The organism is Stenotrophomonas sp. RIT-551 (assembly GCF_026241915.1).
Lineage (GTDB): Bacteria > Pseudomonadota > Gammaproteobacteria > Xanthomonadales > Xanthomonadaceae > Stenotrophomonas > Stenotrophomonas bentonitica_A.
In genome coordinates this window covers 1-25420 of the sequence record NZ_JAPJIU010000017.1, presented here as the reverse complement: position 1 = coordinate 25420, position 25420 = coordinate 1, and the positions used below count along the sequence as shown (strand labels likewise).

16 protein-coding genes are annotated in these 25420 nt (G+C 67.6%); 7 read left to right on the top strand and 9 right to left on the bottom strand.

The genetic code is table 11. From position 1 onward, the window contains the following. Positions 1 to 136 precede the first annotated feature (136 nt). Complete coding sequence (gene aspS, locus ORK51_RS15945) at positions 137 to 1894, bottom strand: aspartate--tRNA ligase (RefSeq protein WP_266085778.1); 1758 nt, start codon at positions 1892 to 1894, stop codon at positions 137 to 139. 171 nt (positions 1895 to 2065) lie between these two features. Between aspS and ORK51_RS15940 the strand changes: the two genes are divergently transcribed. Continuing rightward, positions 2066 to 3016: a DUF3011 domain-containing protein gene (locus ORK51_RS15940; RefSeq protein ID WP_102788160.1), complete on the top strand. Its 951-nt coding sequence runs from the start codon at positions 2066 to 2068 to the stop codon at positions 3014 to 3016. An 83-nt stretch (positions 3017 to 3099) separates the two neighbouring features. Here ORK51_RS15940 and ORK51_RS15935 read toward each other — a convergent pair whose 3' ends face one another. Beyond that, positions 3100 to 3735, bottom strand: coding sequence for a hypothetical protein (locus ORK51_RS15935; RefSeq protein WP_261997190.1), 636 nt, complete (start codon positions 3733 to 3735; stop codon positions 3100 to 3102). 162 nt (positions 3736 to 3897) lie between these two features. On the opposite strand from ORK51_RS15935, the gene ORK51_RS15930 reads away from it, so the two are divergent. Together ORK51_RS15930 and ggpS are read left to right on the top strand one after the other, a co-directional pair. Beyond that, positions 3898 to 5166 carry an MFS transporter gene (locus ORK51_RS15930; RefSeq protein WP_019186136.1) on the top strand — a complete coding sequence of 423 codons (1269 nt, stop codon included), beginning with the start codon at positions 3898 to 3900 and terminating at the stop codon, positions 5164 to 5166. Between the two features lie 62 nt (positions 5167 to 5228). Continuing rightward, positions 5229 to 7475, top strand: a complete 2247-nt coding sequence (gene ggpS, locus ORK51_RS15925; protein WP_026070239.1) for a glucosylglycerol-phosphate synthase — start codon at positions 5229 to 5231, stop codon at positions 7473 to 7475. Positions 7476 to 7648: 173 nt separating this feature from the next. Here ggpS and blaL2 read toward each other — a convergent pair whose 3' ends face one another. Further along, complete coding sequence (gene blaL2 / locus ORK51_RS15920; protein WP_266085774.1) at positions 7649 to 8551, bottom strand: L2 family extended-spectrum class A beta-lactamase; 903 nt, start codon at positions 8549 to 8551, stop codon at positions 7649 to 7651. 205 nt (positions 8552 to 8756) lie between these two features. Between blaL2 and ORK51_RS15915 the strand changes: the two genes are divergently transcribed. Continuing rightward, a complete protein-coding gene (locus ORK51_RS15915) occupies positions 8757 to 9617 on the top strand; it encodes a LysR family transcriptional regulator (RefSeq protein ID WP_266085772.1) in 861 nt (286 codons plus the stop codon). 107 nt (positions 9618 to 9724) lie between these two features. Here the strand turns inward: ORK51_RS15915 and ORK51_RS15910 are convergent, their stop codons facing one another. Next, positions 9725 to 11581, bottom strand: a complete 1857-nt coding sequence (locus ORK51_RS15910; RefSeq protein ID WP_019186132.1) for an ABC-F family ATP-binding cassette domain-containing protein — start codon at positions 11579 to 11581, stop codon at positions 9725 to 9727. A gap of 344 nt (positions 11582 to 11925) precedes the next feature. Here ORK51_RS15910 and ORK51_RS15905 point away from each other — a divergent pair, with 344 nt between their 5' ends. Together ORK51_RS15905 and ybaL are read left to right on the top strand one after the other, a co-directional pair. After that, positions 11926 to 14319 carry a TonB-dependent receptor plug domain-containing protein gene (locus tag ORK51_RS15905; RefSeq protein ID WP_266085769.1) on the top strand — a complete coding sequence of 798 codons (2394 nt, stop codon included), beginning with the start codon at positions 11926 to 11928 and terminating at the stop codon, positions 14317 to 14319. Positions 14320 to 14578: 259 nt separating this feature from the next. Next, on the top strand, positions 14579 to 16282 hold the full coding sequence (gene ybaL / locus ORK51_RS15900) for a YbaL family putative K(+) efflux transporter (RefSeq protein WP_266085767.1): 1704 nt from the start codon (positions 14579 to 14581) through the stop codon (positions 16280 to 16282). 6 nt (positions 16283 to 16288) lie between these two features. Here ybaL and ORK51_RS15895 read toward each other — a convergent pair whose 3' ends face one another. From ORK51_RS15895 to ORK51_RS15880, 4 genes are all read right to left on the bottom strand, one after another. Next, a complete protein-coding gene (locus tag ORK51_RS15895) occupies positions 16289 to 17170 on the bottom strand; it encodes an AraC family transcriptional regulator (RefSeq protein ID WP_266085765.1) in 882 nt (293 codons plus the stop codon). Between the two features lie 249 nt (positions 17171 to 17419). Continuing rightward, positions 17420 to 18721, bottom strand: coding sequence for an O-acetylhomoserine aminocarboxypropyltransferase/cysteine synthase family protein (locus tag ORK51_RS15890; protein ID WP_266085763.1), 1302 nt, complete (start codon positions 18719 to 18721; stop codon positions 17420 to 17422). A 124-nt stretch (positions 18722 to 18845) separates the two neighbouring features. Then, positions 18846 to 21431, bottom strand: a complete 2586-nt coding sequence (gene clpB / locus ORK51_RS15885; protein ID WP_046273851.1) for an ATP-dependent chaperone ClpB — start codon at positions 21429 to 21431, stop codon at positions 18846 to 18848. Positions 21432 to 21536: 105 nt separating this feature from the next. Beyond that, the gene (locus ORK51_RS15880) at positions 21537 to 22853 is read right to left on the bottom strand and encodes a retropepsin-like aspartic protease (RefSeq protein ID WP_266085760.1); all 1317 of its coding nucleotides are present in this window, start codon (positions 22851 to 22853) and stop codon (positions 21537 to 21539) included. A gap of 114 nt (positions 22854 to 22967) precedes the next feature. Between ORK51_RS15880 and ORK51_RS15875 the strand changes: the two genes are divergently transcribed. After that, positions 22968 to 23678, top strand: coding sequence for a glutathione S-transferase (locus ORK51_RS15875; RefSeq protein ID WP_261997197.1), 711 nt, complete (start codon positions 22968 to 22970; stop codon positions 23676 to 23678). Between the two features lie 197 nt (positions 23679 to 23875). On the opposite strand, the gene ORK51_RS15870 is transcribed toward ORK51_RS15875, so the two are convergent. Continuing rightward, positions 23876 to 25420 (bottom strand): SulP family inorganic anion transporter (locus tag ORK51_RS15870; protein ID WP_266085758.1); only part of this gene is annotated, 1545 nt, incomplete at its 5' end.

The following is a 25420-nucleotide window of genomic DNA, read 5'->3' as shown; positions in this document are numbered from 1 at the left end:
TACCTGAACGTGGCGGCGATGGCGCCCCACCACCCGCGAACCTGTCGCTCCTGGCGGGCTGGATCCGCAGCAGGCACCGACCATCGGTCGGTACCTGCCACGTGTCGACGCCGACCGGGGGCCGGCGCGTCCCGGCTTATTCCTTGGCGGCGCGCGGGCGGACCTGCACGTGCACTTCGGCCAGCTGCTCGTCCGGGATCGGCGACGGGGCGCCGGTCATCAGGCACTGCGCGCCGGTGGTCTTCGGGAACGGGATGACGTCGCGGATCGACTCGGTACCGGCCATCAGCGCGGCGATACGGTCGATGCCGAAGGCGATGCCACCGTGCGGCGGCGCGCCGAAACGCAGCGCATCGAGCAGGAAGCCGAACTTGCCCTCGGCCTCTTCGGCACCGATGCCCAGCAGTTCGAACACCGCACTCTGCATGTCCGAGCGGTGGATACGGATCGAGCCGCCGCCGATCTCGTTGCCGTTGAGCACCATGTCATAGCCACGCGACACGGCGGTCTTCGCATTCGCGCGCAGGTCGGCGATGTCGTCCACCGCCGGGGCGGTGAAGGGGTGATGCAGGGCGACGTAGCGCTGGGCTTCGTCGTCGTACTCGAACATCGGGAAATCGGTGACCCACAGCGGTGCCCAGCCGGCGGCGACCAGGTTGAAGTCCTTGCCGGCCTTCAGGCGCAGGGCGCCCATGAAATCGGAGACCTTGTTGTAGCCACCGGCGCCGAAGAACACGATGTCACCGTTGCCGGCGCCGACGTGGGCGACCAGCGCGGCGAAGGCTTTTTCGCTGAAGAACTTGGCGATCGGCGAGCTGACTTCGCCGCTCTCGCTGATCTTGATGTAGGCCAGGCCCTTGGCGCCGTACTTGGTGGCGTGCGCGGCGTATTCGTCGATCTGCTTGCGCGACAGGCTGGCGCCGCCCGGGATGCGCAGCGCAGCCACGCGGCCGTCGGCATCGTTGGCGGCCGCGGTGAACACCGGGAATTCGCTGGTCTTGACCAGTTCGGCCACGTCCACCAGCTCCAGCGCGATGCGCAGGTCCGGCTTGTCCGAGCCATAGCGACGCATCGCCTCGGCCCAGGTCATGCGCGGGAAGCTGGCGGCCAGCTCCACGTCCACCACTTCCTTGAAGATGGCGCGGATCATGGTTTCCACGAAGTCCTGCACGTCGCGCTCGCGCACGAAGGCGAATTCCATGTCCAGCTGGGTGAATTCCAGCTGGCGGTCGGCACGCAGGGCCTCATCGCGGAAGCAGCGCGCGATCTGGTAGTAGCGGTCGAAGCCAGCCACCATCAGGATCTGCTTGAACAGCTGCGGGCTCTGCGGCAGGGCGTAGAACTCGCCCGGGTGCATGCGCGCCGGCACCAGGAAGTCGCGGGCGCCTTCCGGGGTGGCCTTGGTCAGGATCGGGGTTTCGATGTCCTGGAAACCGGTGGCGTCCAGGTGACGGCGCAGGGCCTGCACCAGCTTGATGCGGGTGCGCTGCATGCGCTGCATTTCCGGGCGGCGCAGGTCCAGGTAACGGTACTTCAGGCGGGTTTCCTCGCCCGGGTTCTCGTGCGCGTGGAACGGCAGCGGCTCGGCCTTGTTGAGGATGGTGATCGACGTGGCGATCACTTCCACGCTGCCGGTGCGGAGTTTGTCATTGGCCGCATGCCGCGCACGCACCACGCCTTCGACCTGCAGCACGTCCTCGTAGCCCAGGCTGGCGGCCACGGCGAACACGGCTGCGTTGTCGACTTCCACCGTCACCTGCACGATGCCTTCATGATCGCGCAGATCGATGAAGACCACGCCGCCCTGGTTGCGGGCAACGTCGGTCCAGCCGGCGAGGGTAACGGTTTGGCCAATCAGGGTCTCGTCGACCAGGCCACAGAAGTGGGTACGCATGGGGGTAAAGCTCCGCAGGAGAGTGCCGGCGCCAAGCTGCGCCGGAAAGCCCGTTATTCTGCGGCCGCCAGCCCGGCGGGGCAAATCCGGGCGCCGCGGCCCGGCATCACGCGCTCTGAACCGGGGGCGTTCCTATAGTCCGCGCACCAACGACCGCACGGGGATGTCGCCATGCAACGCCGTCTGAGCACCGTCTGCCTCACCCTTGCCCTGGCCTGTATGGCCCCGGCCCTGCACGCCCAGATCAGCACCCGGGCCTATGCCCCGGAGAATCTGTCGCAGTTGTCCTCCTCCGACCGCAGCCGGGTCATCACCCAGGAATACGCCGACCAGTCCAATGGCCGCCGGATCCCGGATGACCAGCTGCGCTTCTACCTGGCCCAGGTCAACTCGGGCTGGAGCTTCTCACGCATCAAGCAGGACATCGCCACCTCGCTGCGCGGCAACGGCAACGGCGGCGGCTGGAATGGCGGCGGCAACGGATCCGGCAACAACGGCACGGTCCGCTGCGAAAGCCAGGACAACCGCGAGCGGGTCTGCAACACCGGCTGGCGCAGCGCCCGGCTGTCCCGGCAGATTTCAGGCACGACCTGTACCGAGGGCCGCAACTGGGGCTCGCGCAATGGCACCGTCTGGGTCAGCGGCGGCTGCCGGGCCGAATTCGTCGAGGGACGCGGCAATGGCGGCAACTGGGGCGGCGGTAGCGGCACCGGGGCGACCATCCGCTGCGAGAGCCAGGACAACCGCGAGCGGACCTGCAACACCGGTTGGCGCAACGCGACCCTGGTCCGCCAGATCTCCGGTACGGCCTGCGTCGAAGGCCAGACCTGGGGCGTGCGCAATGGCGCGGTGTGGGTCAACCGCGGCTGCCGCGGCGAGTTCGCCGAGGCGCGTGGCAACAGCGGCGGCAACTGGGGCGGCGGTGGCAACAGCAACTACAGCGTGACCTGCAGCAGCAACGACAAACGCCAGCAGACCTGCGCGTGGGATGACCGCCAGGGGCGCCCGGCACTGGTCCAGCAGCTGTCCGGCACGGCCTGCGTGGAGGGCCGCAGCTGGGGCTACAGCAATGGCAGCCTGTGGGTCAGCGGCGGCTGCCGCGCCCGCTTCGGGGCGCGCTGAGCGGCCCAGCCCTGCACCCGGTGCCGACCGTGGGTCGGCACCTTGCGGCGCCGGCCACCTGCGGCCGGCGTCGGGAGACCGGGTTACGGTGCCGGCGTCTCACTGCCCCACGGCGCCGGCGGCAACGCCACCGGCTTGGTCAGGTCGAACACCACCTGGAAGTGGCGCCCGCCCGGCCGGGTGAGCTCGTAGACGAAGCGCTGGTCGGGGTCCACTTCCATCGCCCAGGTGTTCTGCACGGAGGCCAGCATGTCGGCCTTGCGGAACATCGCCACCGAATCCGAATCCACCGGGAACGACTGGCGCTGCGCGGTCCCCGGCGGCTTGCTGTCACCCCCGTACATCGTGACCGCATCCGGGCTGCCATCTTCGTGGCGGTGATCATGCTTCAGGCGCAGGCCGTTCTCGGTGCGGCTCAGCACCCAGGTGCGCGAGTGGTCGTCGCCGACATGGAACGGGATCCGCAGCTCGTGTGCCGGATCCTCGCAGCCACGTACATGCATGACCAGGCGCTTGCCCTCGAAGGGATCGGGCGCATCGGTGCGCGGTTCGTTGACCGCGATGCGGCCTTCGAACGCCTTGCCGCAATGCGCGGCCACGGCGGACATGAAGGCATCGGACGGTGCCATCGACACCTCGTGCCCGACGGTGTCATTAGAGCCGCTGCAGGCGGTGATCGCCAGCGCAGCGACCAAGGGAAGAAGTTTGACTGCGTTCATGCCCCCACCCTAACGGGCGCGAGCGGGCAGCGCAAACCGCGCACTTGATGCGACAGACAGGGCCGCCAACGCATCCGCGCCGCTGCAACCAGCGCTTCATTGCCCCTGTGTTATGGTCGGTCACGTGATTCGTTCGCCTTCTTCCCCACGAAGGACGCACGCGTGTTGCGGCTGACCGCCCTGCTCACCGGTGTGGCGCTGTTGCTGACCGGCAGCGGCCTGCTCGGGACATTGCTGGCGGTGCGCGGTGGTGAAGCCGGCTTCGGTGCCGGCACGTTGGGGTTGGTGATGTCCGGCTATTTCGCCGGGTTTTTCATCGGCACCTTCTTCGCCCCCTCGCTGATCGGCCGCATCGGCCATATCCGTGCGTTTGCCTTCTTTGCCGCCCTCGCCGCCATCGCGGTGCTGCTGCACCCGCTGTGGATCAATCCGGTGGGCTGGGGCGTACTGCGCATCCTCACCGGCATCGCCCTGGTCGGCCTGTACACGGTGATCGAGAGCTGGCTCAACGCCGAGCCCGACCCCCGGCTGCGCAGCCGTGCCTTCTCGCTCTACATGGTGGTCAATCTCTCGGCACTGGCCCTGGGCCAGGTGCTGCTGATGCTCGGCGACGCCGGCGCGACCTCGATGTTCATGCTCACCGCCATCCTGGTCTGCGCGGCGGTGTTGCCGGTCACCGCCACGCGGCTGCGCCCGCCGGAGATTCCCTCGGTGCCGCGCCTGAAACTGGCGCGCCTGTACGCGATGGCGCCGGTGGCGACCGTTGCCGCCGGCCTGTCCGGGCTGGCGATGGGCGCGTTCTGGGGCCTGCTGCCGGTGTACGCCGGCGAGGTCGGCCTGGATGGCAATGGCGTAGCCCTGTTCATGCTGACCGCCATCGCCGGTGGCGCGTTGCTGCAGTGGCCGCTGGGCCATATCAGCGACGGGCATGACCGCCGCACCGGGCTGGTCGCCCTCAGCCTGGCTGCGGCCGGCATCGCCGTCGTGGCGTCGCTGCCGATGATCCAGCTGCAGACCCATCTGCTGTTCGGCCTGTTCTTCTTCTACGGCGGGCTGGCCTTCGCCCTGTATCCCTTCGCCGTGGCGCACATGCTCGATTACCTGCCACGCGAAGACCTGCTGTCCGGGTGCTCCAGCCTGCTGCTGGTGCATGGCGTGGGCGCTGCGCTCGGCCCGGCACTGGCCGGTGCGGCCATGCAACGCTTTGGCGCGCCTGCGCTGCCGTTGTACTTCGCGGTGGTGCTGATGCTGCTGGCGTTGTTCACCACCGCGCGCCTGCTCAGTTTCCAGCGCCTGCGCACGCATCCGGTCGGGTTCCGGCTGATGCTGCGCACCACGCCCTCGGCCCTTGAGCTCATGCCCGAGACCGACACCGCACCGCCGGATCCCGATACCCCCCTCCCCTCTGACTCCGATAAGGAAGTGCATTGACTGTTTCGACACCGACCTCCCTCACTCCAACCCGTACACCGCCGGCGCCGCCGGCACCGCAACTGATCCTTGCCACCGATCTGGATGGCACCTTCCTCGCCGGCGATGCCGCCGCGCGCCATCGGCTCTACCGGCTGGTCGACCAGCACCCCGGCATCCGCCTGATCTTCATCACCGGCCGCGGCCTGGAAGCGGTGATGCCCCTGCTCTCCGATCCGGCCATTCCGCGCCCGGACTACGTGGTCTGCGATGTCGGCGCCACCGTCGTCGATGGCCACACCCTGCAGCCGCTGCAGCCCCTGCAATCGATGATCGACGCGCACTGGCCGGGTGAGCAGGTGGTCGCCGCGGCGATGCGTCCGTTCACCGCGCTGCAGCGCCAGGATGTGCCGCAGGAACGCCGCTGCTCCTACTTCTGTGATCCCGACACGCTGGCGCCACTGCGCTCGCAGATCCAGGCGGCCGCACAGGCGCTGGGCTGCGATGTGCTGTATTCGGCCGACCGCTATCTGGACATCCTGCCGCCGGATACCGACAAGGGCCGCACCCTGGCCGCGCTTGCGCGCCTGCTGGAACTGCCGCGCGACCGCATCCTGGTGGCCGGTGACACCCTCAACGACCTGTCGATGTACACCTCAGGTTTCCGCGGGGTGTGCGTCGGCGATTCCGAGCCGGCACTGACCGCCGCCACCGCCGACCTGGACCACACCTTCCACGCGCAGGCACCGGGGTGTGGCGGCATTCTCGAAGCGATCGAACATTTCCACCTGCTTGCCGATGACGATCCCTTCCTGCGCCCGCCGGCGCAGGCACGCGCAGACGGGGCGGACCTGGTGATGGTCTACCACCGCCTGCCCTTCGATGAAGTCATGGAAGACGGCGTGCTGGTGCAGCGTCCGCCGCGCTCGCCGAACGGCATCATTCCCTCGCTGCTGAGCTTCTTCGAAGGCGGCCAGAAAGGCTCCTGGGTGGCCTGGGGCATCGATGAGCCCAAGCGCGGCCCGTTCCAGACCCACCTGCCGGTGGATGCCGAGCGCTACCCGACCCTGACCGCCGCGCGCGTGCCGCTGAGCAAGCAGGAAGTGGACATCTTCTACAAGCGCTTTTCCAAGGAAGCGTTCTGGCCGATGCTGCATGTGTTCTGGGAGCGCGCCAAGTTCCGCGAGGAAGATTGGCAGGTGTTCCTGAAGGTCAACCGCAAGTTCGCCGAGGCCACTGCCGCAGAGGCCGCGCATGGCGCGACGGTGTGGATCCACGACTACAACCTGTGGATGGTGCCGGCCACGCTGCGCGAGCTGCGCCCGGACCTGAAGATCGCTTTCTTCCACCACACCTACTTCCCCTCGGCCGATGTGTTCAACGTGGTGCCGTGGCGCCGCGAGATCATCGGCAGCCTGCTCAGCTGCGATTACATCGGCTTCCACATTCCGCGCCAGGTGGAGAACTTCGTGGACGTGGTCCGCGGTGCGATGCCGGCCGAGCGCCTGGCGTGGGAAAGCTGCGCCCCGCGCTTCCTCACCTACGGGTGCGCGGTTGGCCTGGACACGATGACCACGCGCCTGCGTGTGGGCGATCGCGAAGTCGCTCTGGGTGCACATCCGGTGGGCACCGACCTGCGCCGCATCCACAACGTGCTCGCACGCAGTGACGTGCGCAACGACATCTTCAAGCTGCGCCGCGAGATCGGCGCGCGCAAGCTGGTGCTCTCGGTGGAGCGCCTGGATTACACCAAGGGGACGCTGGCCAAGCTGGAGGCGTTCGAGCGCCTGCTGGAACAGCACCCGGACCGCCAGGGCAAGGTCACCCTGCTGATGATCTGCGTGCCGGCCGCGCGCGAGATGACCATCTACCGCACGCTGCAGAACCAGATCGAGCAGGCGGTGGGGCGGATCAACGGGCGCTTCTCGCGGCTGGACTGGACCCCGGTGCGGTTCTTCGCCCAGGCGCTGCCGTTCGAAGAAGTGGTGGCCCATTACGCCGCCGCGCAGGTGATGTGGATCACCCCGCTGCGTGATGGCTTGAACCTGGTGTCCAAGGAGTTCGTGGCCACGCAGGGGATCGAGGGCAGCAACGGCGTGCTGGTGCTCAGTGAATTCGCCGGGGCGGCGGCCGAGTTGAAGGGCGCGGTGCTGACCAATCCGCATGACCCGGCCGACCTCACCGCCGGCCTGCTGCAGGCCTTGTCGATGCCCGACGAGGAAGCCACCGGACGCATGCGCCAGCTGTTCGGCAGCGTGGAGTACTACGACGTGGATCGCTGGGGCCGGGAGTTCCTGGAGGCCGTGCGCACCAGCCAATCCGAAGGCTGACGCGGGAACGGTAGTGCCGGCCGCTGGCCGGCTCCAAGCGGTGCCGGCTGCGGGCGATGCCGGTTTCATGGGTTGCCGGCCAGCGGCCGGCACTACGGCGTGCGCACCGACCAACGGTCGGTGCCTGCCCTGTTCGCGCCGACCAAAGGTCGGCGCCTCCCGGGCGGTATCGCCTACCCGGCTTTCTGCATGATGCCTTCGGCGATCACGGCCACCTGCCGCAGCACATCGTTGCGGCCGGCATCGTCCACCGTCGCGCCCTGCAGGTAGCTGGTCAGCACCCACGGCGCACCGCCGGTGAGCGGCCACAGGATGGCGATGTCGTTGGTGGTGTCCTCGCCGTTGCTGCCGGTCTTGTCGCCCACCCGCCACGCCTTGGACAACCCGGCACGCAGCCGCGCATCGCCGGTCTCGTTGTCGATCAGCCAATCCGCCAGCTGCTGCCGCGAGGCAGGCTTCAGCACATCACCGAGCACGAAGCGCTGCAGGCTGGCCGCCATCGCGGCCGGGCTGGTGGTATCGCGCGGGTCGCCGGGAGTGAAGCGGTTCATCTCCGGCTCGAGCCGATCATTGCGGGTCACCGCATCGCCATTGGCACGCAGGAACGCGGTCACCCCGGCCGGTCCGCCGACCACCCCCAGCAGCAGGTTCGCGGCAGGGTTGTCGCTGGTGATCATCGTTGCCCGGCACAGGTCGCGCACGGTGACATCCTTGCCGATGTGTCGCGTCGTCACCGGCGCATGCGAGAGCATGTCCTGCTGGCGCACGGGGATGCGCCGGTCCAGCGGGAGCGTGCCCTGGTCGGCAAGATGCAGGACCGCCGCGGACAATACGAACTTGAACGTACTGCACATCGGGAAACGTTCGTCCTGCCGGTTGCCGGTACGCCAGCCAGTGCCGGTGTTGAGCAGGGTCACGCCCAGGCGGCCCCCGCTCGCCACTTCCAGCGCCGCGAAGTCCTTCGCTGCGACGGCGGGTTTCGGCGAGGGCAGCGCGGTCTTGGCCAAGGCGGTGGCGGCCAGCGCCGAGGCGGCGGCCGCGCCAGTCCATTGCAGGAACTGTCGTCGAGCGATCATGGGGTTCTCCTTGGTGAAGGCCCGAGTATTGGCAGATTGCGCGCCGGCCACCAGCGAGGATTTTCATCGGGAGCCATCAGCTCACCTAATACCACCGACTGAAACACGCCTCCCAACCCCACGAAATCTGGTGTATCCGTGGCGATTGGCGTGCTGGCACCGCCCCGCGGTGCGATGATGCATCACCCCTGCTCACGGCTCGCCCATGCTCCGCCCCCAGCTGCCGCTCAATGCCCTGCGCGCCTTCGAGGCCGCTGCCCGGCACCAGAACTTCACCCGCGCCGCGCTGGAGCTGTGCGTCAGCCAGGCTGCGCTGAGCCATCAGATCCGGGCACTGGAGGACCGGCTCGGGGTGTCGCTTTTCACCCGCCTGCCGCGTGGCGTCGCACTGACCGACGAAGGCGCGCGCCTGTATCCGGTGCTCAACGAGGCCTTCGACCGTATCGCGGTGAGCCTGGACCGGTTCGTCGGCGGGCATTTCCGCGAGGTGCTGAGCGTGGGGGTGGTCGGCACCTTCGCCACCGGCTGGCTGCTGCCGCGCCTGGGGGATTTCAATGCGCGCCATCCGGATATCGAGCTGCGCCTGCAGACCCACAACAACCGCATCGATCTGGCCGGTGAAGGGCTGGACCTGGCGATCCGGTTCGGCGATGGCGATTGGCAGGGGCAGGTCAGCGATGCCGTGCTGGATGCTCCTTTCGCGCCACTGTGCGCACCGGCCTTGGCCCGCTCGCTGCGGCATCCCCGCGATCTGGCCACGGTGCCGTTGTTGCGCTCCTATCGCAGCGACGAATGGCCGCGCTGGTTGCAGGCGGCAGGCGCGCCGGAACTGGACGCCCGCGGCCCCGTGTTTGATTCGTCACTGACCCTGGCCAGTGCCGCCGCCGCAGGCGCCGGCGTGGCGCTGTTGCCGTTGAAGATGTTCGAGCAGGATCTGGCCCACGGCCGCCTGATCCAGCCCTTCGCGCAGACGCTGGAGCTGGGGCGGTACTGGCTGACGCGGCTTCGCTCGCGCGCCGAGAGTGATGCGGCGCGGCGGTTCCGGGAATGGCTGGACGCCGGGTAGATCCACGCCATGCGCGGATGGCCGAACGTCGGAACGCACCTCATCCACGCATGGCGTGGATCCATACGGGATGCGGCACGACCAGCGTGCCGCATCGCCCGCCCCGATCAGGCGTCCAGCAACTCCATCCACGTCTGCTCGGCCTTGCTGAGCAGGGTGGCAGTGGCTTCGCGATCACGCCCGAGCACGGCCATGCGGGTCGCATCGGCGTAGTTCGACGGATCGGCCAGCTGGCGGTCCAGATCGGCCAGCAGCGCTTCCAGCTCGCCGACCTTGGCTTCGGCGGCGGCCAGCTTGTGCGGGTTGGCCGGCTTGCGCGCGGGCAGCGGCGGGGTCGGCGGTGCCGGCTCCGGGGCGGCCGCGGCGAGTTTGTGCTTGGTGCCCTGCGCGGCGGGACGCGAACGCAGCCAGGCCGCATACGCATCCAGGTCGCCATCGAACGGCTCGACCACGCCATCGGCCACGCGCCAGAAGGTATCGCAGACCAGGCCGATCAGATGGCGGTCATGCGAGACCATCACGATCGCGCCTTCGAAGTCGGCCAGCGCTTCAGCCAGCGCTTCGCGCATTTCCAGGTCCAGATGGTTGGTCGGTTCGTCGAGCAGCAGCACGTTGGGCTGCTGGTAGGCGATCAATGCCAACGCCAGGCGCGCGCGTTCGCCACCGGAGAAGCCATCCACCGGTTCGAAGGCGCGGTCACCGGCAAAGTTCCACTTGCCGAGGAAATCGCGGAAGGACTGGTTCGGCGCGTCCGGGGCGAGGTCGCGGAAGTGCTCCATCGGCGACTGCCCTTCGTGCAGCGATTCCACCGTGTGCTGGGCGAAGTAACCGATGCGCAGGTCCGGATGCGCGGCACGCTCGCCACTGATCGGGTCCAGCTCACCCACCAGGGTCTTCACCAGCGTGGTCTTGCCGGCGCCGTTCGGGCCGAGCAGACCGATGCGCTGGCCCGCCTCCAGGCCGAAGCCCACGTTGTGCAGGATCACCGAATCGGCGCCGTAACCGGCCTCGACATGGTTCAGGCGGATCAGCGAGAACGGCAGCTTGGCCGGCGGGGCGAATTCGATGCGGAATTCGCGCTCGGCGCGCACGGCCTCGGTGCCGGCCAGCTTGGCCAGGCGCTTCATGCGGCTCTGCGCCTGGGCGGCCTTGCTGGCCTGCGCCTTGAAGCGGTCGATGAAGCTCTGCAGATGCGCGCGCTCGGCCTGTTCCTTCTCGTGGGCGAGCTGCTGCTGGCGCAGCTGTTCGGCGCGCTGGCGCTCGAAATCGGTGTAACCGCCAACGTACAGCTTGGCGCCGCCACCGTGCAGGTGCAGGGTGTGGGTGGCCACGTTGTCCAGGAACTCGCGGTCATGCGAGATCAGCAGCAGGGTGCCCGGGTACTTGAGCAGCCACTGCTCCAGCCAGAACACCGCGTCCAGATCCAGATGGTTGGTCGGTTCGTCCAGCAGCAGCAGGTCGCTGGGCATCATCAGCGCGCGTGCCAGGTTCAGGCGCACGCGCCAGCCGCCGGAGAACGAGGAGACCGCACGCGAGTGCGTCTCGGCCGGGAAGCCCAGGCCATGCAGCAGCTTGCCGGCGCGCGCTTCGGCGTCATAGGCGCCGATCTCGGCCATGCGCTGGTGGGCGGTGGCAACGGCTTCCCAGTCTTCACGTGCCGCGGCCGCAGCCTCTTCACGCATGACGGCGGCCACCTCGGTGTCGCCTTCCAGCACGAACTGCAGCGCCGGGTCGGGCAGCGACGGGGTTTCCTGGGCCACGCTGGCGATGCGGATCTTGCCGGGCAGATCGACGTCGCCCTTGTCCGCCTCCAGCTCACCCTTCACGGCGGCGAACAGGCTGGACTTGCCGGCCCCGTTGCGGCCGACCACGCCCACGCGGTACCCCGCGTGCAGGGTCAGGTCGACATTGGACAACAGCAGCCGCTCGCCACGGCGCAAGGCGAAGTTACGAAGGGAAATCATCTTGGGGGTCCATATAACGGAATGGAATGTGCTCGTGAGCACCTTTCCTGCGACGTAATTCTAGCGTTAACGAATACTTGACGGGCCCCGGGATGCGCGGCAGGCCTCGTTTCTCTCTCCCACGATCCTGCCCGCGCTTCCCCGGGACCCTCCTGTCGAATCCCCCGCCTCACGTAAATGGTTGCTGCTGCAACGTTTTTTGCGAAAACGGCAAACATTTGACAAGCGATGAATATCCCGTTAATCCGTCTATTGCGCACCGCAACAACCGCCTTCGCAGACCCGATCCTCGATGTCGTGATGTCGCTTTGGTGCAGCACCGCCACTACCGGAGCCACATCCTGATGAACCGCAAGACCAGTACGCTCGCCGCCGCCGTAGCTGTCGCGCTCGGTATGTCCAGCTTCGCCGCTACCGCCCAGGATGCGCCCGCCCGCACGGCGGCCAACACCTTGGACACCATCATCGTCACCGGCACCCGCGTGGCCGACCGCACCGTGGCCGAGTCGCAGTCGCCGATCGACATCATCACCCCCGAGGCGCTGCAGTCCACCGGCACCACCGAACTGGCCACGGCCCTGGCCCGCGCCCTGCCCTCGCTGAACTTCCCGCGCCCGGCCCTGACCGACGGCACCAGCGGCATCCGGCCGGCGCAGCTGCGCGGCCTCTCCCCGGACCAGGTGCTGGTGCTGGTCAACGGCAAGCGCCGCCACACCTCGGCCCAGATCAACGTCAACGGCAGCATCGGCCGCGGCTCCTCGGCGGTGGACATCAACGCGATTCCGATCGCCTCGATCGAGCGCGTGGAAGTGCTGCGCGACGGCGCCTCGGCGCAGTACGGCTCGGACGCCATCGCCGGCGTGATCAACATCGTGCTCAAGGGCTCGTCCTCCGGCGGCAGTCTGGCGCTGGATGCCGGCCAGTACTCGGCCGGTGACGGCAACAAGTACCAGCTCTCCGGCGATACCGGCATCGGCTTCGCCGACGGCCGTGGCAGCGTGCACGTGGCCGGCCAGATCATCCAGCAGGACGAAAGCAACCGCGCCGGTCCCTACCAGGGCACCACGCCGAACACGAGCAACTTCCCCAGCATCGGCCAGACCACCTTCGTGGTCGGCGATCCGCAGGTGGATGCGACCGCCGCCTCGGCCAACGCCAGCTTCCAGTTCAGCGACCACGTCTCGGCCTACGCCACGGCGATGGCCAGCAACCGTGACATCACCTCGTTCGCGTTCTACCGCTCGCGCAACCACCTCAGCCAGGGCGCGCTGCTGGCGCAGACCTACCCGGATGGCTTCGTGCCGGAGATCAACCAGTACTCCAAGGACCGCTCGCTGGTCGCCGGCGTCAAGGGCGATACGGACAGCGGCTGGAACTGGGATGTCAGCTACAACTACGGCGCCAACAAGATCGATTTCCACACCCGCAACAGCATCAACTACGCGCTCGGCGTAAACAGCCCGCGCTCGTTCTACGACGGCGCGCTGGAGTACACCCAGAACATCGTCAATGCCGATGTGACCAAGACCCTGGACTGGGGCCTGGCCTACCCGGTCACGCTGTCCTTCGGCGGTGAGTACCGCAAGGAGAAGTGGGAGCAATCGGCCGGTGAACTGAATTCCTACACCGGCAGCGGTGCGCAGGGCTTCGGCGGCTTCACCCCGCTCAATGCCGTGGACGCCGACCGCGACAACTACGCCGTCTACGCTGGCCTGGAAGCCGACCTCAGCGACAAGTTCTCCGCCGGTGTCACCGGCCGCTACGAGGACTACTCGGACTTCGGCGACAAGTTCTCCGGCAAGCTCTCCGCCCGCTATGCCTTCACCGACAAGGTCGCCCTGCGCGCCACGGCGTCCAGCGGCTTCCGCGCGCCGTCGCTGGCCCAGCAGAGCTACCAGGCGGTGACCAGCACGATCGTCAACGGCGTGTTCGTCGAACGCGGCACCTTCCCGACCACCAGCCCGGCCGCGCAGGCGCTGGGCGCCAGCCCGCTGAAGGCCGAGAGCTCGACCTCCTACAGCCTGGGCCTGGTGCTGCAGCCGGTGGACCGGCTGTACCTGACCGTGGATGCGTACCAGATCGACATCGATGACCGCATCGTGCTGTCCACCAACATCACCACCAATGACGCCGCCAATGCGCTGCTGTCCAACCTGGGGCTGCCGGGCGTCACGGCGTTCTCCTACTTCACCAACGGCGTGGACACCCGCACCCGCGGCGTGGATGCGGTCTCCAGCTACACCATCCCCTTCGCCGCCAGTTCGCTGGAACTGACCGCGGCCTACAGCTACAACGAGACCGAGGTGAAGAAGTTCATCGCCTCGCCGGCGGTGTTCGGCGCGCTGGGCATCACCCAGTCGCTGATCGGCCGCGATGAGATCGGCCGCATCGAAGACAGCTACCCGCGCGACAAGACCATTCTCAGCGGCACGTGGCGTTCGGACCGCTGGGACCTCAGCCTGGCCGCCACGCGCTACGGCTCGTTCACCGTGCGCAACTCGGCCACCGCCCTGCGTGACCAGACCTACGACGCCTCGTGGGTGCTCGATGCCTCGGCCAGCTACAAGCCCAGCGAGAACTGGACCCTGACCCTGGGTGCGGACAACATCCTGGACGAGTACCCCGACCGCACCGTGGACCTGCAGAACTCCACCTGGGGCATGCTGCCGTACAGCAACTACTCGCCGTACGGGTTCAATGGTGCCTACGTGTACGGCCGCGTGACCTACAAGTGGTAACAGGGTAGTGCCGGCCGCTGGCCGGCACCACCGAACATCGCGGTCACCGCCTGAAAAACGCACATGCCCCGGTCCGCCGGGGCATGTGCGTTTGGGCCGCCGAAATGCCGGGATCTGCGCATTCATCGCAGCGCGCCTTCGCTGTCCCGGACAGCACATGACCTGACCACGGGGACATAGCAGCATTGCGGGCAAGGATGTTTGCCCGGACCGGCCGCATCGGTGAAAATCGGGGCACCCCCCATCTTTGCGAGCCCCGATGCACCATGACACCGACCTGATCAACATCGTTGCCGTTGGCCTTGGGCTCGCCTTCATCTTTGGCGCGCTGGCCAACAAGCTGCGTTTGTCTCCCCTGGTCGGTTATCTGATTGCAGGCATCTGCGTAGGCCCGTTCACCCCCGGCTTCGTTGCCGACCAGGCCCTGGCCAACCAGCTGGCCGAGATCGGCGTGATGCTGCTGATGTTCGGGGTCGGCCTGCATTTCTCGCTGAAAGACCTGATGGAGGTCAAAGCGATCGCCATCCCGGGTGCGATCGGCCAGATCCTGGTCGCCACGCTGCTCGGCTGGGGCCTGGCCGCGTTGATGGGCTGGCCGGTGATCTACGGCGTGGTGTTCGGTTTCTCGCTGGCCACCGCCAGTACCGTGGTGCTGCTGCGCGCGATGGAAGAACGGCGCCTGCTGGAAACCACGCGCGGCAAGATCGCGATCGGCTGGCTGATCGTGGAAGACCTGGCCTGCGTCCTGGCCCTGGTGATGATGCCGGTGCTGGCCGGCGTGTTCGGCCCCGATGCGGCCAATGAAACCCATACCGTCGGCAGCGTGCTGGCCAGCATCGGCTGGACCTTCGTGCAGCTGGGCCTGTTCGTGGCGGTGATGCTGGTGGTCGGGCGCCGGGTGATCCCATGGATCCTGGAGCGCATCGCCGGTACCGGCTCGCGCGAGCTGTTCACCCTGGCCGTGCTGGCGATCGCGCTGGGCGTGGCATTCGGCTCGGCGATGCTGTTCGGCGTCTCCTTCGCGCTGGGCGCGTTCTTCGCCGGCATGCTGCTCAACGAATCGGAGCTGAGCCACAAGGCCGCCAACGATTCCCTGCCGCTGCGCGATGCGTTCGCGGTGCTGTTCTTCGTTTCGGTCGGCATGCTGTTCAACCCGGCCATCCTGATCGAGCACCCGTGGCAGGTGCTGGCCACCGCTGCGATCATCATGTTCGGCAAGTCCGCGGCCGCGTTCTTGATCGTGCGGGCCTTCGGTCATCCCACGGGTACCGCGCTGACCATCTCGGCCAGCCTGGCGCAGATCGGCGAGTTCGCCTTCATCATCGCCGGCCTCGGCGTGACCCTGAAGATCCTGCCGCCGACCGGCCAGGCCCTGGTACTGGCCGGCGCGCTGATCTCGATCATGCTCAACCCGCTGGTGTTCGGCCTGCTCGACCGCTGGCTGCTGAAGAACCAGGAAACCACCCCCACTGCGGTGGAGACCGAGCTGCCGCCCGGCCCCTCGCTGGACCTGCACGACCATGCCATCGTGATCGGCTACGGCCGCGTCGGCAGCGCGCTGGCGCAGGTCCTGCGCGACCGTGGCGTGCCGGTGATGATCATCGACGACAACAAGGAGCACGTCGCCGAGGCGCATGCGGCCGGCCTGCCGGGCATCCGTGGCAGCGCGGCCTCTGATCGCGTGCTGGCCGAAGCACACCCCGAGCGCGCCAAGATCGCCGTGCTGGCGATTCCGCAGCCGCTGGAAGCCGGTGAGACCCTGGCCAAGCTGCGCGCGCTCAATCCGGGCCTGACCCTGCTGGCGCGCGCACACAGCGATGCCGAGGTGAAGCACCTGCTCGCCCACGGCGCCGATGGCACGGTCATGGCCGAGCGCGAGCTGGCCTATTCGCTGGCCGAGATGGTGATGTCCACCCCGCCGTACCGCACGATGGGGCAGCAGCACAGCATTCCGGTGGTCTGACCGCCGCTACCCCACCGGCACGCAGATATCGGCGCGCAGGATGGCGTCGGGCACCTGTTCGGGGTCATCCAGGTAGTGGTAGTACAGCTCTGCATCGCGCAGCGTGTGACCACTGTCGGGCAGCCAGTCGCGTAGCAGGGCATCAGTGGCCGCTTCCAGGCCCGCGTAACTGCCCACATGGCGCAGCACGGCATACGTGCCGCCGCCCAGCGTCAACGCACGCAGCGGGGTCGGTAGCGCCTGCGGCGTGCGCCCGAAGCCCATTGCGCAATCGAATACGCATGCCTGCGCCGGCGCATCGCGGTGGTCCGTCCGGGCGATGCCGATCAGCTGCTGCAGCTGCTCGGCCCAGCCCTGCTCGGCGGCCCAGGTGAAGATCTCGCCGAACGCCTGATCCAGATCATCGAAGGCCCCTTGCGTGCGCAGCGCCACCACATCGAAGGGGTCCAGTGTGGTCACCGTAACCTGCAACGGCACCGTCGCGTCGGCGTGATCGCCCGCCGGCAGCGCCAGCCGCTGCTGCCAGTGGCTGCGCAGCCCGGCATCCTCGCGCAGGCTGCTCGGCGTGGCATCCAGCGCCTGGCGACAGGCGCGGGCCAGCGCCTGTGGGCTTTCATAACCGACGTTCAAGGCCACCTCGGTCACCCGGCTGTCCGCCTGGCCGAGCAACTGCAGCGCCTGCAGCAAGCGCAGGCGCGCCACGGTGCGCCCGGGCGTTTCGCCGGTCAGCGCGCGGTACAGGCGATGGAAATGGAACGGTGACTGGTGCGCGATCGCGGCCAGCGCTTCCAGATCCGGCAAGGGATCGCCAGCACGCAGGCAGGCCTGCAGATGGGCGATGACGCGATCGATACCGTGGCGCTGGCGGACCTGGGCAATGCGGCGCATGGCGGGCTCCCTCTCTAGGTGACGCTCAGCGTGCGTCGTGTCCCACCTTGGCGCGTGGCCGATCTTGCGCAGTTGGGCGATCGTCAGCCGATCCTAACCCTGCCGGGAGAGCCACGCCATGCGTGGCTGCGGCGCCGGAAGAAGTAGCAGCCACGCATGGCGTGGCTCTACCCCATGGCGGAGAATCCCATGGCCCCATGGAAAAACCCCACGGCGGCCGGCCCGCACCGGCCGCCATGGGTCCTGCCCTTACGCCTTGGCCAACGCCTGCTCCAGATCGGCGAGCAGGTCGTCGATGTGTTCGATGCCCACCGACAGCCGCACCGTGTCTTCGCTGACGCCCGCCTTCTCCAGCTCGGCCGCATCCAGCTGCCGATGGGTGGTCGAGGCCGGATGCGTGGCCAGGGATTTGGCATCGCCCAGGTTCACCAGGCGGGTGAACAGCTGCAGCGCGTCCAGGAAGCGCGCGCCGGCCGCGCGGCCACCGGGCAGGCCGAAGGTGAGCACGCCGGAACCGTGGCCGCGCAGGTACTTCTTCACCAACGCGTGCTCGGGATGGTCGGGCAGCGCGGCGTAGTTGACCCACGCCACCTTGGGATGGCGCTGAAGGTGTTCGGCCACCGCCAGCGTGTTGGCGTTGATCCGGTCCAGGCGCAGCGCCAAGGTCTCGATGCCCTGCAGGATCAGGAAGGAATTGAACGGTGAGATGGCCGCGCCGGTATTGCGCAGCGGGACCACCCGCGCGCGGCCGATGTAGGCGGCCGGCCCGAGGGCGTCGGTGTAGACCACGCCGTGGTAGCTCACGTCCGGCTCGTTCAAGCGGCGGAAGCGCTGCTTGTGCTCCGCCCAGGGGAAGCGCCCGGAATCCACGATCGCCCCGCCCAGGCTGGTGCCATGACCACCGAGGTACTTGGTCAACGAATGCACCACGATGTCCGCGCCGAAATCGAACGAGCGCTGCAGGTAGGGCGTGGCGACCGTGTTGTCCACGATCAGCGGCACGCCATGCGCATGCGCGATCTTTGCCACCGCCTCGATGTCGGTGATGTTGCCGCGCGGGTTGCCGATGGATTCGACGAACACCGCCTTGGTGCGCTCATCGATCAGCGCGCCGAACGCCTGCGGATCGCGGTAGTCGGCAAAGCGCGTTTCGATCCCGAACTGCGGCAGCGTGTGCGCGAACAGGTTGTAGGTGCCGCCGTACAAGGCACTGGCCGAGACGATGTTGTCGCCCGCCTCGGCGACGGTCTGGATCGCGTAGGTGATCGCGGCCTGGCCCGAAGCCAGTGCCAGTGCACCGATCCCGCCCTCCAGCGCGGCGATGCGCTGCTCGAGCACGTCCGTGGTCGGGTTCATGATGCGGGTGTAGATGTTGCCCGGCACTTTCAGGTCGAACAGGTCCGCGCCGTGCTGGGTGTCATCGAAGGCGTAGGCCACGGTCTGGTAGATCGGCACCGCCACCGCGCGCGTGGTGGGGTCGGGGCGGTAACCGCCATGCACCGCGATGGTCTCCGCGCGCCACTGTGATTCGGGACTGCCGTGTTCGGACATAGCGCATCGCCTCCAGGTGAGTGCCGACGATACCGAACAAAAAACCCCCGCCGAAGCGGGGGTTCATGCCAAACATGCATGGTGTGAGGCCCAGCGGTTATCAGGCCGCCGGTACGCGCGGGGCTCAGCCCTTCACGAACACCAGCTTGCCCTCGGCCGCATCGACCCGGATCACATCGCCGTTGAGGAACTCGCCGGACAGGATCTTCTGCGCCAGCGGGTTCTCCAGCTGCGACTGGATCGCACGCTTGAGCGGACGCGCACCATAGACCGGATCGAAGCCGACGTTGCCCAGCAGCTGGAAGGCCTCGTCGCTAACCTCGATGCGCAGGCCGCGTTCGGCCAGGCGCTTTTCCAGGCCCTGCATCTGGATGCGGGCGATCTGCTTGATCTGCACCTTGTCCAGCGGGTGGAACACCACGATGTCGTCCAGGCGGTTGATGAATTCCGGGCGGAAGTGCGCCTGCACCACGCCCATCACCGCGGCCTTCATCTGCGTGTAGGCCTCCGGGCTGTCATCGCTGCTCATGTCCTGGATCTGGTGCGAGCCCAGGTTGGAGGTCATCACGATGACGGTATTGCGGAAGTCCACCGTGCGGCCCTGGCCATCGGTGAGGCGGCCATCGTCCAGCACCTGCAGCAGGATGTTGAACACGTCCGGATGCGCCTTCTCCACCTCATCGAGCAGGATCAGCGAATACGGGCGGCGACGCACCGCTTCGGTCAGGTAGCCACCTTCTTCGTAGCCCACGTAGCCCGGGGGCGCACCGATCAGCCGCGCGACGCTGTGCTTCTCCATGAACTCGCTCATGTCGATGCGGATCATCGCGTCGGCGCTGTCGAACAGGAACTCGGCCAACGACTTGCACAGCTCGGTCTTGCCCACGCCGGTCGGCCCCAGGAACAGGAACGAGCCGCTGGGACGGTCCGGATCGGACAGGCCCGCACGCGAACGCCGCACCGCATCGGAGACCACCTTGATCGCCTCTTCCTGGCCGACCACGCGGTTGTGCAGCACCTCTTCCATGCGCAGCAGCTTGTCGCGCTCGCCTTCGAGCATGCGGTTGACCGGGATGCCGGTCCAGCGCGAGACCACTTCGGCGATCTCCTCGGCGGTCACCCGGTCCTGGACCAGCTTGAACTCACTGGTTTCCACTTCCTGCGCGGCGGCCAGCTGCTTTTCCAGCTGCGGCAGCTGCCCGTACTGGATCTCGCTCATGCGGCCGAAGTCCTGGCGCCGCTGCGCCGATTCCAGTTCCAGCTTGGCCTGTTCGATCTGCTCCTTGATCCGGGTGGCACCCTGCAGCGTCGCCTTCTCCGACTTCCAGATTTCATTGAGGTCGGAGAATTCGCGCTCCAGTGCATCGATATCGGTTTCCAGATCGGCCAGGCGCTGGCGCGAGGCGTCGTCCTTCTCCTTCTTGAGCATTTCGCGCTGGATCTTGAGCTGGATCACGCGGCGTTCCAGGCGATCCAGTTCCTCCGGCTTGGAGTCGATCTCCATGCGGATGCGCGAGGCGGCCTCGTCCATCAGGTCGATGGCCTTGTCCGGCAGCTGGCGGTCGGCGATGTAGCGGTGCGACAGCGTGGCCGCCGCGACGATCGCCGGGTCGGTGATTTCCACGCCATGGTGCACGGCGTACTTTTCCTTCAGCCCGCGCAGGATCGCGATGGTGTCTTCCACGCTCGGCTCGCCCACCAGCACCTTCTGGAAGCGGCGCTCCAGCGCGGCATCCTTCTCGATGTACTTGCGGTATTCGTCCAGCGTGGTCGCACCGACGCAGTGCAGCTCACCGCGCGCCAGCGCGGGCTTGAGCATGTTGCCCGCGTCCATCGCGCCGTCGGCCTTGCCGGCGCCGACCATGGTGTGCAGTTCGTCGATGAACAGGATCACCTGCCCTTCGCTCTTGGCCAGGTCGTTGAGCACGCCCTTCAGGCGCTCTTCGAACTCGCCGCGGAACTTGGCACCGGCGATCAGCGCGCCCATGTCCAGCGACAGCACGCGCTTGCCGCGCAGGCCCTCGGGCACTTCGTCGTTGATGATGCGCTGGGCCAGGCCCTCCACGATGGCGGTCTTGCCCACGCCGGGTTCACCGATCAGCACCGGGTTGTTCTTGGTGCGGCGCTGCAGGACCTGGATGGTGCGACGGATCTCCTCATCGCGGCCGATCACCGGATCCAGCTTGCCGCTCTCTGCGCGCGCGGTCAGGTCGATGGTGTATTTCTCCAGCGCCTGGCGCTGGTCTTCCGCATTTTCCGACTGCACGGTCTCGCCGCCGCGCACCTTGTCGATGGCGGTTTCGATCTTCTTCCTGTCGGCACCGGCGGCGCGCAGCGCCATGCCCAGGGTGCCGCCATCGTCGACCGCGGCCAGCACGAACCACTCACTGGCGATGAAGGCATCGCCGTGCTGCTGGGCCAGCTTGTCGGTGTTGTTGAGGAGCCGGTTCAGATCGTTGCCGATCGACAGGTTGCCTTCCTGCCCGGAGACCTTGGGCAGGGCCTCCAGGGTTTCATTCAAACGTTCGCGCAGTACCGGCACGTTGACGCCGGCCTGGGCCAGCAGCGGGCGCGTGCTGCCACCCTGCTGGTCCAGCAGCGCGCTGAACACATGTACCGGTTCGATGATGTTGTGGTCGCGGCCCACGGCCAACGACTGCGCGTCGGCCAGCGCCTGCTGGAAACGCGAGGTGAGCTTGTCCATCCGCATGTTCTTGTCCTCGATGTAAACGGGGCTGGCCGTGCCAGCACTGTCCCTGAGATGCGGTTACGAGGGCGTGTTTCAAGGGTGGATGAGATGCCGATTCAGGCTTCGTCAGGCCCCTGGCGGGCGGCCCAGCAGGGGCGGTTGCGGCGGCAATGGCACGAGGCAGCCGATGCCGGCCGGCAGGTCCAGGGCCACGTCGTAGCCGCCGGTGACGCCGTAGCCGACCCGCCACGACGAGGGAAACAGATCCGGCGGCTGGAAGGCGATATCCACCGGAATGTTCGCCAACGTATCGGCCACCTGCAATGGCGTGCTGGCGGGCGCGTACTCGATGTCCTCCGCGCCGCGCGTGGTGATGACATTCTTGCGCTGGATTGCGGCGGCCGGCACCGACGAACGCGGCGCACCACGCATCTGGAATGCCCCATTGAAACCGGTGTCGACCAGCATGAGCATGTTTTCGCGACCGCGGATCGGGTAGCGGGCCTGCTGGAACGGCCCCCACAACGAGGAGGTGAACACCATCCGCCGTGTGCAGGCGGCTGGAGTCTGCGTCCCGAGCAGGGTCAGCGTGTCACGGGAAAGGCGGACCCGTCCCAGCGCGCGCAGCACATCCAGGCCGATCAGGTTGAGCTCGCGCGTGGCTTCGCTGTTGAACGAGACATCGCGCACCCGCTGCCCGCCCAGCTCGATATCGATCGGTGCAGCCAGCCCCGCCTGCTGGATGTCGCCGTCGATGATGCGTGAGACCACGAAGTTTTCGGTCACCGTCAGGCCCAGCGATTCGGCCAGCGCGCGCGTGATGTGCGAACGCGGGGCGCCGGTATCGACGATGAAGGCCGCCTCCTGGCTGACGGGATGGCCGTCGCGCGTGCCGTGCAGGGTAAGCGTGACCGAGGGCAGCTCGTTGCTGAACTGGATCGGCACCGCCACCTCCTGCTCGCGCTCGGCAACGGGCGGCGCACTGCGCGGCCAGGCGGTGAACGCCGCGAATGCCGGGCGGGTGACATCGGGCACTTCGTCGCCGGGCTTGAGCATCGGCACGATGGTGCGCTGGTAGTCCTCGCGCACGCGCAGCATCAGGCTCGCCCATCCAGCGATATCGCCCTCGATCAGCGCATTGCCGGCCAAGGTGGATTCACACAGGAAGGCCAGCCCCTGCAGCGCAGGCGGCGCATCACGGGTTTCGTCCAGGCACTGGCGTGCGGCCCGATTGGAGGCGGCCAGCTCACCACGGACGCGGTGATAGCCTGCCGCACCGAGGTGCCGGCGTGCACCGGATACCCCGCTCATCTCGCGCAGCGTCGTCAGTTCCGCACGCAGCACTGCATCGCTGTAGCCGAAGCCATCGTGCAGGGCCACCGGGTCGGCCGCTACGGCAGCCGGCAACATCGCCACGCACACGCCCATCGCCCGCATCCGCATCGCCTGCTCCCATCGACATCCCCGCTCGACCCTAGCACGGGAACCACGCTGCGCTCACGCCTGCTTTCGGCTGCGCGGGCCATGCTGGCCACCGGTTCCGCACGGAGTGGCTGCATGCATTACGAACTGTATTACTGGACCGGCATCCAGGGCCGCGGCGAGTTCGTGCGGCTGGCGCTGGAGGATGCGGGCGCGGGCTACACGGACATGGCGCGGGTCCACGGCGATGCCGTGATGCAGCCGTATCTGGACGGCAAGGTCGAGGGCCTGCAGCCGTTTGCCCCACCATTCCTGCGCACCGGCCGGCAGGTGATCGCCCAGGTCGGCGCGATCCTGGATCATCTGGGACCGGAACTCGGCCTGGTGCCCGATGCCAGTTCACGGCGGCAGCAGGCCCTGCAGTTGCAGCTGACCATCGCCGATCTGGTGGCCGAGGTGCATGACACCCACCACCCGATCGCGGCCTCGAAGTACTACGACGACCAGAAACACGAAGCAAAGGCGCGCGCGGCGTCGATGCGCGGCGAGCGCATGCCCAAGTTCCTCGGTTACTTCGAAAACGTGCTCAAGCACAACGGTGGGCGTCATCCGCTGCGCGAGCACTCCTATGTCGATCTGTCGCTGTTCCAGCTGCTGAGCGGGCTGGAGTACATGTTCCCGCGCCGCATGCAGGCGCTTTGGCCGACGCTGCCGCAGCTGCGCGCCCTGAAGGACCGGGTGGAAGCCCGGCCCAACATCGCCGCCTATCTCGCCTCGGAACGCCGCCTGGCGTTCAACACCAACGGCATCTTCCGGCATTACCCGGAGCTGGATGGCGAGCAATGATGCCGGGCCGGCCGCTGGCTGGCTGGCTGGCTGGCTCCGCAGCAGACCCGCCCCATTCGGTAGCTCACGGCCGTTGGTCGTGAGCAGGTAGTGCCGGCCGCTGGCCGGCTCCGCAGCAGACCTGCCCCATTCGGTAGCTCACGACCGTTGGTCGTGAGCCAATGAAACGCAGCCGGCCAGCGGCCGGCACTACAGCGCTACGCGCGTTCTGAAGGCTGCTTCTGCAGCGACAACAGCGCCAGCAACCCGGCCAACGCCACGTACGCGCCAGTGAACTGCCAGCTGATGATCTTCGGCAGGCCCTCCAGCTGCCACGGCAGATAGATGCCACCGCGCGGATCCACCGAGTGGATCAGGCCGAACAGGGTCAGCACCGCCGCCACCAGCAGGAACCCGGAGGCGCGCAGCAGCTTCCCATCGATCATCGCCACCACCGCCGCGATCCACAGCATCGAGGTGATGATGAAGCCGTTGCCCAAGGTGAAGATCACCGCCAGCTCCGGCAGGCCATGCCCGTCCAGCGTAGTGGTCATCGCCGCGAGCTGTTCCGGGGCTATCCAGCCCGGGGCCTTGATCGCCAGCAGGTAGGCCACCGAAGGCAGGAAACCGAGCACCATCGCGCCGGCGTGCTCGCGCGGCGTGGCCTGGAAGGCCTGGGTGGTGATGTCGATCGCCACGTACACGATGATCGGCGCCAGCACGGCCAGCGGCAGCCACTGCACCAGCCCGGAAATCACCCCCAGCATGCCGCCGATGCCCACGAACAGGCCGGTCAGCAGCGTGTAACCGCTGCGCGCGCCCATGTGCTTGTAGGCCGGCTGGCCGATGTACGGCGTGGTCTGCGCGACGCCGCCGCAGAACCCGGCCACCAGCGTGGCGACGGCCTCCACCAGCAGGATGTCGCGGGTGCGGTAATCATCACCGGCCGCACGCGCGCTTTCGGAAACGTTGATGCCACCGACCACCATCAGCAGGCCGAACGGCAGCAGCAGCGGCAGGTAGGTGATCGCGGTCGGCAGGCCATCGATGAACCCCAGTGTCGGCCAGGGCAGCACCACCTGCGGCGGTACCCACTCAGGCACCTTGAAGCCCGGCGCACCCAGGCCGGCCAGGCCGAGTCCGTAGTACAGGATCGTGCCGAACACGAAGGCGACCAGCACGCCGGGCGCGCGGATCGGCAGTTTGCGCTTGGCGATCAGCACGTACAGCAGCAGGCCCAGGGTGACGAAGCCGACGACCGGCGAGCGCAGCGTTTCCAGCAGCGGCAGGAAGCCCATCAGCACGATCGCGATGCCGGCGATCGAGCCGAGCAGCGAGGCGCGCGGCAGCGCGCGGGTCACCGCCTCGCCAAAGAACGACAGGATCACCTTGAGCACGCCCATGATCACCAGCGAGGCCATGCCCAGCTGCCAGGTGGCGATGGCCGCATCGTGCGGGGCCAGGCCCTGGCCCTTGAAGGCGAGGAAGGCCGGGCCGAGCACCAGCAGCGCCATGCCGATGCTGGTCGGCGCGTCCAGGCCAAGCGGCATCGCGGTGACATCATCGCGACCGGTGCGCGCGGCCAGCCGGCGCGCCATCCAGGTGTAGAGCACGTTGCCAACCAGCACGCCGAAGGCGGTACCCGGGAACATGCGGCCGAACACCACATCCGCGGGGAACTGGAAAATGCCGACCAGGGCCATCGCGATGAAGCCGAGGATGGACAGGTTGTCGACCACCAGGCCGAAGAAACCGTTGAGATC

Coding starts and splice junctions, on each gene's coding strand:
- aspS (WP_266085778.1), bottom strand. CDS start 1,894: ATGCGTACCCACTTCTGTGGCCTGGTCGACGAGACCCTGATTGGCCAA.
- ORK51_RS15940 (WP_102788160.1), top strand. CDS start 2,066: ATGCAACGCCGTCTGAGCACCGTCTGCCTCACCCTTGCCCTGGCCTGT.
- ORK51_RS15935 (WP_261997190.1), bottom strand. CDS start 3,735: ATGAACGCAGTCAAACTTCTTCCCTTGGTCGCTGCGCTGGCGATCACC.
- blaL2 (WP_266085774.1), bottom strand. CDS start 8,551: ATGATCGCTCGACGACAGTTCCTGCAATGGACTGGCGCGGCCGCCGCC.
- ORK51_RS15915 (WP_266085772.1), top strand. CDS start 8,757: ATGCTCCGCCCCCAGCTGCCGCTCAATGCCCTGCGCGCCTTCGAGGCC.
- ORK51_RS15910 (WP_019186132.1), bottom strand. CDS start 11,581: ATGATTTCCCTTCGTAACTTCGCCTTGCGCCGTGGCGAGCGGCTGCTG.
- ORK51_RS15905 (WP_266085769.1), top strand. CDS start 11,926: ATGAACCGCAAGACCAGTACGCTCGCCGCCGCCGTAGCTGTCGCGCTC.
- ybaL (WP_266085767.1), top strand. CDS start 14,579: ATGCACCATGACACCGACCTGATCAACATCGTTGCCGTTGGCCTTGGG.
- ORK51_RS15895 (WP_266085765.1), bottom strand. CDS start 17,170: ATGCGCCGCATTGCCCAGGTCCGCCAGCGCCACGGTATCGATCGCGTC.
- ORK51_RS15890 (WP_266085763.1), bottom strand. CDS start 18,721: ATGTCCGAACACGGCAGTCCCGAATCACAGTGGCGCGCGGAGACCATC.
- clpB (WP_046273851.1), bottom strand. CDS start 21,431: ATGCGGATGGACAAGCTCACCTCGCGTTTCCAGCAGGCGCTGGCCGAC.
- ORK51_RS15880 (WP_266085760.1), bottom strand. CDS start 22,853: ATGCGGATGCGGGCGATGGGCGTGTGCGTGGCGATGTTGCCGGCTGCC.
- ORK51_RS15875 (WP_261997197.1), top strand. CDS start 22,968: ATGCATTACGAACTGTATTACTGGACCGGCATCCAGGGCCGCGGCGAG.